Annotated in this window: 9 protein-coding genes; all 9 read left to right on the top strand. The window is 42.7% G+C overall.

Annotated elements, in window-relative coordinates; genetic code table 11:
- The first annotated feature begins 3 nt into the window (after positions 1 to 3).
- The 9 genes from H9X84_RS08650 (at position 4) to H9X84_RS08690 (ending at position 9,010) form a co-directional block, all read left to right on the top strand.
- On the top strand, positions 4 to 336 hold the full coding sequence (locus H9X84_RS08650; RefSeq protein ID WP_205133858.1) for a plasmid mobilization protein: 333 nt from the start codon (positions 4 to 6) through the stop codon (positions 334 to 336).
- Between the two features lie 129 nt (positions 337 to 465).
- Positions 466 to 774, top strand: a complete 309-nt coding sequence (locus H9X84_RS08655) for a hypothetical protein (protein ID WP_205133859.1) — start codon at positions 466 to 468, stop codon at positions 772 to 774.
- Between the two features lie 80 nt (positions 775 to 854).
- Entirely contained in the window at positions 855 to 2,303 is a 1,449-nt protein-coding gene (locus H9X84_RS08660; RefSeq protein WP_205133860.1) for a relaxase/mobilization nuclease domain-containing protein, read from the top strand.
- Between the two features lie 296 nt (positions 2,304 to 2,599).
- A complete protein-coding gene (locus H9X84_RS08665) occupies positions 2,600 to 2,956 on the top strand; it encodes a YodL domain-containing protein (protein WP_205133861.1) in 357 nt (118 codons plus the stop codon).
- A gap of 39 nt (positions 2,957 to 2,995) precedes the next feature.
- Positions 2,996 to 4,039 carry a DNA sulfur modification protein DndB gene (gene dndB / locus H9X84_RS08670; protein WP_205133862.1) on the top strand — a complete coding sequence of 348 codons (1,044 nt, stop codon included), beginning with the start codon at positions 2,996 to 2,998 and terminating at the stop codon, positions 4,037 to 4,039.
- Positions 4,032 to 5,495 (top strand): DNA phosphorothioation system sulfurtransferase DndC, encoded by a 1,464-nt coding sequence (gene dndC / locus H9X84_RS08675; RefSeq protein WP_205133863.1) that lies wholly within the window; start codon positions 4,032 to 4,034, stop codon positions 5,493 to 5,495. The genes dndB and dndC overlap by 8 nt, the downstream gene beginning before the upstream one ends.
- Before the next feature lie 10 nt (positions 5,496 to 5,505).
- Positions 5,506 to 7,488 carry a DNA sulfur modification protein DndD gene (gene dndD, locus H9X84_RS08680; RefSeq protein WP_205133864.1) on the top strand — a complete coding sequence of 661 codons (1,983 nt, stop codon included), beginning with the start codon at positions 5,506 to 5,508 and terminating at the stop codon, positions 7,486 to 7,488.
- 2 nt (positions 7,489 to 7,490) lie between these two features.
- Positions 7,491 to 7,880 carry a DNA sulfur modification protein DndE gene (dndE, locus tag H9X84_RS08685; RefSeq protein ID WP_205133865.1) on the top strand — a complete coding sequence of 130 codons (390 nt, stop codon included), beginning with the start codon at positions 7,491 to 7,493 and terminating at the stop codon, positions 7,878 to 7,880.
- Positions 7,880 to 9,010, top strand: a complete 1,131-nt coding sequence (locus H9X84_RS08690) for a cysteine desulfurase family protein (protein ID WP_205133866.1) — start codon at positions 7,880 to 7,882, stop codon at positions 9,008 to 9,010. The genes dndE and H9X84_RS08690 overlap by 1 nt, the downstream gene beginning before the upstream one ends.
- Positions 9,011 to 9,237 lie beyond the last annotated feature (227 nt).

Below are 9,237 nucleotides of genomic sequence, written 5' to 3' on the forward strand. Positions count from 1 at the left end.
CCCATGGAGAATAAGGATCACATTTTGTTATTTCGTGTCGGCAAAAGTGAGCTGGAGCGTATTCAGCAGAAAAAAGCGGAGGTGGGCATCCGAAGTATGGCTGCCTATCTCCGCAAAATGGCTCTGGAGGGCATCTGTATTCAGCTGGATCTGGGCGATGAGCTGACCGAAATCCGCGCTCTTCTCGGTCGCTGCAGCAGCAACCTGAATCAATATGCCAGGGTGGCTAATACCTCCGGCAATATTTACGCCGAGGATATCAAGGATCTGCAGCAGCTGATGACTGAGATCTGGGACAATCAAAGAGCACTTTTGAAGCGACTCTCGGATATCTGATGAAGTAATTCATCCGGCGCGGACTTCTCCGTGCCGTACATAATCTGACAAAAATCGACACGCTTGCATTGGAAAAATCTGCGTCGATATAATGAAGTCAGAAATAAACTTTGGATGGAGGTACTGCATATGACTGCTATCAAATATATTCTGAAAATGATCCTGAAGCTGGCTGCGCTGCCGGTAATTCTTATTCTTCGCATTGCCATGCTGCTGACAAAAATCGTTGGTTATGTTGGTTCCTATATCATGTCTCCGGTGATGTTATTCATCCTGGGCTGCGGCATTTATTGCCTGGTAAAAACTCGCTGGACCGATGTGGCAATTCTCTTTGGCATGGAGGCTGTCATCGGACTTCTGATGTTTGGCGGACTCTGGATCTACTGCAACGCAATGGACCTTTGCGATAGCCTGACGGACTTCCTGCCCAGCTGGTAAGAACTCAATAGATTGCGCTGGAAAATGTCTCTTCGGAGGCATTTTTCTTTTGCCAAAAATTACAGAATTGAGGTGAACCAATGGCTGCAACGAGACTCATTGCGCTACATATCAACAAGGGAAAAACGGTGGGCCAGTGTCTAGCGGACCGCACCGACTATTCTCAGAACGAAAAGAAAACCGATAACGGAAAATATATCAGCGCCTATGGCTGTGATCCGCGAACCTGCGATGAGGAATTTCTCTTCTCCAAACGTCAATACGAGCATATCACCGGACGGCATCAGGCCCATGATGTGATTGCTTATCAGATCCGTCAGTCCTTCAAACCCGGTGAGGTCACACCGGAGGAAGCAAACAAAATCGGTTATGAGCTGGCAATGCGCTGGACCAAGGGAAAGCATGCCTTCATCGTGGCAACGCACATTGATCGCGCCCATATTCATAACCACATCATTTACAATTCTACCTCTATGGACTGCACCCGGAAGTTCAAAAATTTCTTCCTCTCCGGCATGGCTGTAGCAAGGCTGAGTGATCTGCTTTGTCTGGAGCATGACCTGTCCGTTATTGATCGCAGGCCCTACGATGAACGCGAGAAAAGAACGGACTTCCCGAAGCGTCCAACCTACAGAGATTCTATCTGCGAGGCCATTGATGCTGCGCTACAGAAAAAGCCGAAGTCCTTCGAGGAACTGATCCATTTTCTGCAGGAGGACGGTTATCAGTACAAGCCAGGAAAACAGCCCGCGCTGAAGGGACCGGATCAAAAACGCTTCATCCGCTTCCGCTCTCTAGGCGAAGGATATTCTGTTGAAGAACTGGCTGCAGTAATTGCCGGAAATGCAGAACACCGCAGCAAATTCCAGAGCAAAAACAGAACTGGTACCGGCAGCATGCAGACGCAAAATTCTCGCCGTATGTCCTTCCTCATTGATATTCAGGAGAAGATGCACGAGGGTAAAGGCCGGGGCTATGTTACCTGGGCGAAGAACTTCAATCTGAAGCAAAGAGCTGAGGCAATGCTGTTCATGAGGGAGCATAAAATTGAAAGCTTTGAGGAGCTGGTACGCCGTGCGGATGAAGCCTCCGGTCAGGCTGATGACTTTCTGAATTCCGTAAAAGCAGATGAAACCAGGCTGCAGGAAATCGCAGTACTGAAAACGCATATCGTGAACTTTTCTAAGGCGAAGCCTGTCTTCGATGCCTATAAAGCCAGCGGCTACAGTAAGAAATTTTTCGAGGAACATCGTGATGTTCTGACGCTCCGTCGTGCTGCGAAAAAGGCCTTTGATGAATATCTGGCAGCTCATCCGGATCAGAAGTCACTGCCCCGTGTGAAAGAGCTGAATGCAGAGTATGCGGAGATCCTGTCCCGCAAGAAAAAGAACTATCAGAGCTATCGTGCTGTCCGAAAAGAAAACGAGGAATGGCAGATTGCCAAGAGCCTTGTTGCTGCTATCCTTCAGGAGGAAACCCGCCAGGAAGAGGAACAGCGCAGGCAGCAGAATCAGGAAAAATCACATTAAGAAACAGAAAACCCGGTGCAGGAAAACGGCAGCAAACCGTCCTCCCTGCATCGGGCATTTTTCTTTTTGGCAGCAGTATATAAGCGTCTGTTTTACAGATGCGCAGCCGGAGCCGCAGGCCTCCGTTCTCTGGGGATTGGGGAAGGATTCCTCAACAAGCAAGACGGCTTTGTAATACAAAGACACTGCTTGCAGATTTGCGAATGTTTGTTTCTCGAAAGACAAACAAAACAATTTACAAGACTTCCAAAATGCAGTATAATACAAACATTGAGCATTAGAATTGGGGGACGTATATGAGCGAAGGTATTATTGAGCGCTGTCTGTCATACTATTCAGGGCTCATTCACCCGGTTTATGAGCAATACAAATTGAAGAATGATGCGAAATACGCCATTCAGAGATTTTGTTCTCTAGGATTGCTTTCTGAATATTCAATTAGACCAGCAGTTAGTGATTACGATTTATATGAGCGAGGTGCATTAGTGGGAAGCGACTCGCTGGAAAAATTAACGGAAGCAATGATTGCCAAGAAGAATGAGCGCAGAAACAACAGTGTTTCTGCTGGAGATGTTATTAAAATATATCGTGCAAGTGCTCGGTATTTTTATTATGTTAATCCAGTTGGGTTACAGCAGCTGAATGCATTTTAACTATGTTTCGTTAACTTGAGTGATTTATGAGGAAGAAAAATGGACAATGCATCTTTTGTTTTTCCTGCAGTAAAAGGTATACAAGCAAATAAAGAATATTTTACAGCAATGGTTCCTTTAGAGATTATTCCCAAAATTTTTCAGTTTGCAGATGAAGAATTACCTCCTGAAATAAGGGCTCAGAGAATTCTGAATAAATCTCGTATTCCTGAAATGCGGGATTATATTATCAATAATCCTGAGTCATATGTATTCTCTTCCCTAACGGTATCAGTTGATGGAGCAATGCTCTTTGAGCCGATTAATGAAGTGGATCCCATGATTGGTCATATCTCTATTTCCATGAGCGCAAGGTTTTTGATAAATGACGGTCAGCATAGGCGGGCTGCAATAGCTGAAGCAATTAAGATTAACCCTGACTTGAAACATGAACATATTTCAGTAGTGTTCTATCATGACAAGGGGCTTAAATCTTCTCAGCAGATGTTTTCAGATCTTAATCGATATGCGATACGACCTACCAAATCAATAAATATTTTATTCAATTCTAGAGAAGAATCATCCATTATCGCGAAAGAAGTTGTAAAGGATGTCTCGGTATTTACAGGATTGACAGAAAAGGAAAAAACGACTGTTTCAAATAGATCGAAGGCATTGTTTACATTAAGTGCTATCAGCACTGCTACTATCGAATTGCTGAAAGATGTAAAACTTGATATGCCGGAAAAGACTAAATTGGCCATCGAATTCTGGAATGAAGTGGCTTCAATTATGCCAGAATGGCTTGCGGTAATGAGACAGGAAAAGCGTTCTTCCGAAGTAAGAAGTGGCAGTATTTGTTCGCTAAGTATTACGCTGGTGGCCATTGGACATGGCGGTAATAAACTATTACATACTTATCCACATGACTGGAAGGAACGGATTGCTAATTTGGCAAAGGTAGACTGGAAAAAAGATAATCCTATTTGGAATGATCTGGTTTTTGTAAATGGTAAAGTGGCAGCTAACAGGTCTTCCCAAAAGGCACTATCTACTTATATCGAAAAAATAATGATGGAAGAGACTGGTGAAACGAATGGCTAATCTAACCAGAGATGATATTAGAGAAGTAATTGAAACAATAAAAGGGTTATATCTCGAAGATATGATCCCGTGGATTTGCGGATATAGTGGTGGTAAAGATTCTACTGCAGTTGTTCAGTTGGTATGGATGGCGCTTTCTGAGTTGCCTAAAGATAAACTGAAGAAAACGGTACATGTAATTAGTACAGATACTTTGGTAGAATCTCCAGTTGTTGCAATTTGGGCGACAGAGTCACTTCGAAAAATGACCGAGCGAGCAAAAGCCGCTGAATTACCTATTATTCCGCACCGCCTTACCCCTGCAATAACAAATACATTCTGGGTAAATTTGATTGGAAGAGGTTATCCATATCCAAGAAGAGATTTCCGGTGGTGTACCGATAGAATGAAGATCGATGCCTCCAACAGATTCATAAAAGAAGTTCTGGATGCTGAGAGCGAGGCTATTATGGTTCTTGGTTCTAGAAAAGCAGAAAGTGCAACTCGTAGAGCTGTAATGGAGGGTTATGAGAAGAAGCGCTATAGAGATCACCTCAGCCCTAACGGATCATTTCCAAACTCTTATGTGTTTACGCCAATTGAGAATTGGCTGAATGATAACGTATGGCAGTTCTTGGTTCAGTATGAGAATCCTTGGGGACATTCTAATAAGGACTTACTCGCTATGTATAGCGGAGCCTCTGCAGATGGTGAGTGCCCGTTAGTTATCGATACTTCAACCCCTTCCTGCGGAAATAGCCGTTTTGGATGTTGGGTATGCACGATGGTAACTGAGGATAAGTCTATGGCCGCCATGATTCAGAATGACGAAGAAAAATCATGGATGCTTCCAATGCTCGATTTTCGAAATTATATTGCGGGAGATTGGGACACGGATAGGAAGCGTCGCGATTTTAGAAGACGCGATGGTCATTTGACTTGGCATAACAACAGATTGGTGCATGGCCCTTATACGAAAGAGGCTCGTGAAGATTTTTTAAGAAGACTGCTTCAGGTGGAAAAACTTGTTCATGAGATTGGTCCGGATTCGATTAAGGATATTCCTTTAATCACAAAAGATGAGCTGAAGTTAATTCGTCAGATATGGCTTGATGAATTTCATGAGTTTGAAGACACTCTTCCGACGATTTATGAGGAAGAAACTGGGCTGCCTTACGATGATGGTAGTATCGGAAAGAATAAATATTTTGGTGCCCAGGAAGCAGCACTGCTCACAGAAGTCTGTGCTGACATGTGTGAAGGTGAAACACTTATGCCTCAGATGCTTAAGGCCCTTTTGGATGTTGAAGCTAAAGCAGCAGCAATTGCAAATAAGCGAAATGTAATCAATAATCTCGAGAAGGAAATCAAGAAGGCCTTTTATCGAGACGAGGAAGAGGCAGAAGAAATTGCTTCAGCAAGAGCAACGAAGCTTTCAGAAGCCATGGAAGAAAACGACGAAGAATTTGTAGAGTGAGGTGAAGTAGGTGTTTTTTACCAAAGTAGAATTACACAATTTCGGTATATACAAAGGCACACATGAGATGACCCTCACTGACAAGATTGGCGATAGGAATATAACTCTTATTGGTGGTCTGAATGGCCGAGGAAAAACCACTTTCCATGACGCGGTTCTCCTTGCGTTATATGGAAAGCAAGCCTTGAAGTATATACAAGAGAAAGAAAAATCATATGAGAAGTTGTTGCTTGACCATATCAATAAGCACGCGACGGATGATGAGACTTATGTTGCAGTAACGTTAGTTCTGGAAGATGAGACAGAAATCCGAATTAAGCGAATGTGGAAAGCTCGTGGCAAGAAAATAGATCAACAGACCATTGTTGAAAAGAATGGTATTGCGGATAAATATCTCGGCGATAACTGGAGCTATTACATCGAAGAAATTCTTCCGTTCGGTATTGCTCGTTTCTTCTTTTTCAATAATGAGAAAATCACTCAGCTTGCCGATGACAGTTCTTTTGAGCAGATAAAGAGCTCAATAAAGTCAGCCATTGGTGTTTCAACCATTGAAAAAACAATTGAGCATATCGATGAAGTTATTCGCAGGAAAAAGAGCGCGCTAAAATCATTTGAAACAAGTGAGCTGAATCAGGAATATCAGGAAGTGGAGCGTGAAATCAGCGAAATTGACCAGAGATTAGAAGAGGCTCAGAGGGAACTTAATAAGCTTGAATTGCAGTGCCAAAAATTAGCAATTCAAATCGAAGCTAAAGAAAATGAGTTTTGGTCTTCTGGTGGCGACTTAAGTAGAAATAGAGATGCCATCAAGGCTGAAATGAACAGAATTTCTGATGTGGCGGAACAAATTCAGCAAGAGATAATGCAATTGGCTTCCAGTGCAGCTACGCCACTTGCATTATGCAAAGATCTGGTAGTTCAATCTTATAATGAAGAGCAGGAACAGCTACAGGGCGATGTAAAACGTCATACAGATACAGTTGTAAACAACAGTTACCAAAGAGTAATCAGTCGTTTGAACGAAAGTAATCTTCCTCTCGAAGTACTAGACTTAGTAAAACGAATAATCAGCGATGAATTAGTTGGACATATTAGCGAAGCAGTTCATGAGAACAGAATTAGTATGTCTCCAGTTAGCTTGATGCTTTATGAGAAGCTGATTTCTGAGTTCTTCCCCGGTATTTCGCAAAAGATTATAGGACTTGTATCTTCCTCTGATGCGCAGGAAGCAGAGTACCTGAGCCTTGATGCACATTTAGGCGCAGCGGACGATAAAACTCTTGCAATGCAGCTTTATGAAGCACTTAAAAGCATTGAAAAAGAGAAAGCATTAGCAGACGCTGATTATCAAAGAAAATCGGATTCCATTGAAAGCATGAGACGCCAGAGAGAAATTCTGGTTGGAAAACGTATCCGCCTCATCAAAGGAATGGCTGAAAAAGAAAACACCAATGATGACAACATGCGTATCATCAAATATGCTGCAATGTCTATTGAGACTTTAACAGAGTTTAAGAAGCGTTTGCAGAAGGAAAAGGTGGAACGACTCTCTAATACTGCGACCACGTGCTTCCAAACACTTGTTGAGAAGAATTCGTTAGCCAAGAAGATTGATATCAACCCGGATACTTTGGATGTTACTATTGTCGGAGTGGATGGAAATGAATTATTGAAGAGTCAGCTTTCTGCTGGTGAACAGCAAATGTTTGCTGTTGCGATTGTTTGGGCGCTGGCACTTTCTTCTGGATATAATGCTCCGGTAATTGTCGATACACCTATGGCGCGTCTCGATTCTTCGCATCGTACAAACTTTGTCACTAAATACCTTCCGGCTGCCAGCTCTCAGGTTATGGTGCTATCAACTGATGAAGAAATCTATGGCAGATATTTGGATATGGTTCGTGAGAATGTTGTTGATTACTACACTCTTCTATATAGAGAAGAAGAACGCTGCACTTCTATCGTGCAGGGTTATTTCGGGGAGGCTTGATTATGATTGCTAAACATTTTAAGCTTTCTCAACCGGAAAAAGATCGTCTGATTCGAATAAAAGCAAAAACAGGAATTCAGAATTGGAACATTATTTGTCGTTGGGCTCTCTGCTGGTCCTTGGCTGAGCCGACCCCTCCGGGAGGTATTGATCCTTTATCTGATAGCAATGTTGAAATGGATTGGTCTACTTTTGCGGGTGAGTATTCAGAAATTTATGAAGCTATAATTCGCCAGCGTTGTATTAACGATGGCTTTGGCGATGATGAAAAGACATTGGCGAAGTATTTCAGACTGCATCTGAACCGAGGTATCAATCACTATAGTTCAAGAGATGTACTGAAGAATTGTGCCGATCTTTTGAAGTCTGCTGTTGCAAAAGAGGTGGAGTAATGGCTGTATATCTTGACTATAATGCTTCCGCACCGGTTGATCCTCGTGTACTAGATAGAATGATTGATGTCTACCGATTACACTATGGCAATGCAGATAGTAGGACTCATACTTACGGTACTGATGCAAAAGAAATAGTTGCTGAATCCAGAAAAACAATTGCTGAGATTTTGAAGGTTGACAGCACAGACGTCATCTTTACCAGTGGTTCAACCGAAAGCAATAATATGGCAATTTTAGGATTGCTGGAGTATGCGCTGGAGACTGGTAGAAATCACTTTATTACTACTGCTATTGAACATAAATCAGTCCTTGAGGCTATGAAATATCTTCAAAGCAAAGGCTGTGTTGTAGACTATATCTGTCCTGATGAATCAGGTCGAATCAAGGCAAGTCAGGTGCTTGAGCTTGTTACGGACAAAACACTCCTTGTCTCAATGATGCATGTTAATAGTGAAACTGGCATTATCCAGCCTATCGAAGAAGTTGGCGAAGCGCTTGCCGGAACCAAAACTTATTTCCATGTAGATGGAACACAGGGATTCGGCAAACTCAATGATGCTTTAAGAAATACCAAGTATAACATGTTGAGCATTACAGCGCATAAATTAGGCGGTCCTCAGGGAGTTGGTGCACTGATTTTGCGTAGAGACAAAACATATCGTCGACCTCCTGTGAAACCACTTCTGTTTGGAGGACAGCAGGAACGAGGATTCAGGCCCGGAACAACACCGGTCGCATTAGTTGCCGGGTTTGGAATGGCTGCAAAACTTTGTGATCAAGAAGCTGCAATGCATATGAAAAAGTGCCAGGAAATTAAAGATAATTTCCTGAAGGCTATTGAATCATTGAATTATGTAGTTAATGGAGATCAACAATACTGTCTTCCCAACACAATCAACATAAGTTTTACTGGGGTCGATGCAGAAGGATATTTTGTATCTTTGAAAGATGAATATGCCTTTTCAAACGGATCTGCATGTAATTCTGGAAGCCATGCGCCAAGTTATGTGCTGACTGCTATGGGACTTGATGAAAAACGCGTTAGCGAAGCAATTCGTATTTCCTGGGACGCTAATGTCAAAGCAGACTTTTCATCTTTGCGCAGGTATGTTGAATCAGTTATATAAGGTCAAAATGGAACCGGCTGGTGCAGGAATGCGCCAGCCGGTTGTTTTAATCCAGACTAAAGAAATTCGAATCTATTTCGTATACAGCATAGGATTGGGTAGTGTCAACAGTTTTGCGCAAATTGGTTTGCAAGCTCTGGTGTGAATGAAGTCAGCCAGCAATGGAGGTATCCTTAACGGCAGCCTCCAGGTGCTTCATGTTCATGTACTTTTTGTTGCCCCACTGG

The sequence above is a fragment of the Anaerotignum lactatifermentans genome (assembly GCF_016902535.1).
Classification (GTDB): Bacteria; Bacillota; Clostridia; order Lachnospirales; family Anaerotignaceae; genus Anaerotignum; species Anaerotignum lactatifermentans_A.

What these genes read in the sequence shown, in the direction of transcription:
- H9X84_RS08650 (WP_205133858.1), top strand. Translation starts at nt 4, where the DNA reads ATGGAGAATAAGGATCACATTTTGTTATTTCGTGTCGGCAAAAGTGAG.
- H9X84_RS08655 (WP_205133859.1), top strand. Translation starts at nt 466, where the DNA reads ATGACTGCTATCAAATATATTCTGAAAATGATCCTGAAGCTGGCTGCG.
- H9X84_RS08660 (WP_205133860.1), top strand. Translation starts at nt 855, where the DNA reads ATGGCTGCAACGAGACTCATTGCGCTACATATCAACAAGGGAAAAACG.
- H9X84_RS08665 (WP_205133861.1), top strand. Translation starts at nt 2,600, where the DNA reads ATGAGCGAAGGTATTATTGAGCGCTGTCTGTCATACTATTCAGGGCTC.
- dndB (WP_205133862.1), top strand. Translation starts at nt 2,996, where the DNA reads ATGGACAATGCATCTTTTGTTTTTCCTGCAGTAAAAGGTATACAAGCA.
- dndC (WP_205133863.1), top strand. Translation starts at nt 4,032, where the DNA reads ATGGCTAATCTAACCAGAGATGATATTAGAGAAGTAATTGAAACAATA.
- dndE (WP_205133865.1), top strand. Translation starts at nt 7,491, where the DNA reads ATGATTGCTAAACATTTTAAGCTTTCTCAACCGGAAAAAGATCGTCTG.
- H9X84_RS08690 (WP_205133866.1), top strand. Translation starts at nt 7,880, where the DNA reads ATGGCTGTATATCTTGACTATAATGCTTCCGCACCGGTTGATCCTCGT.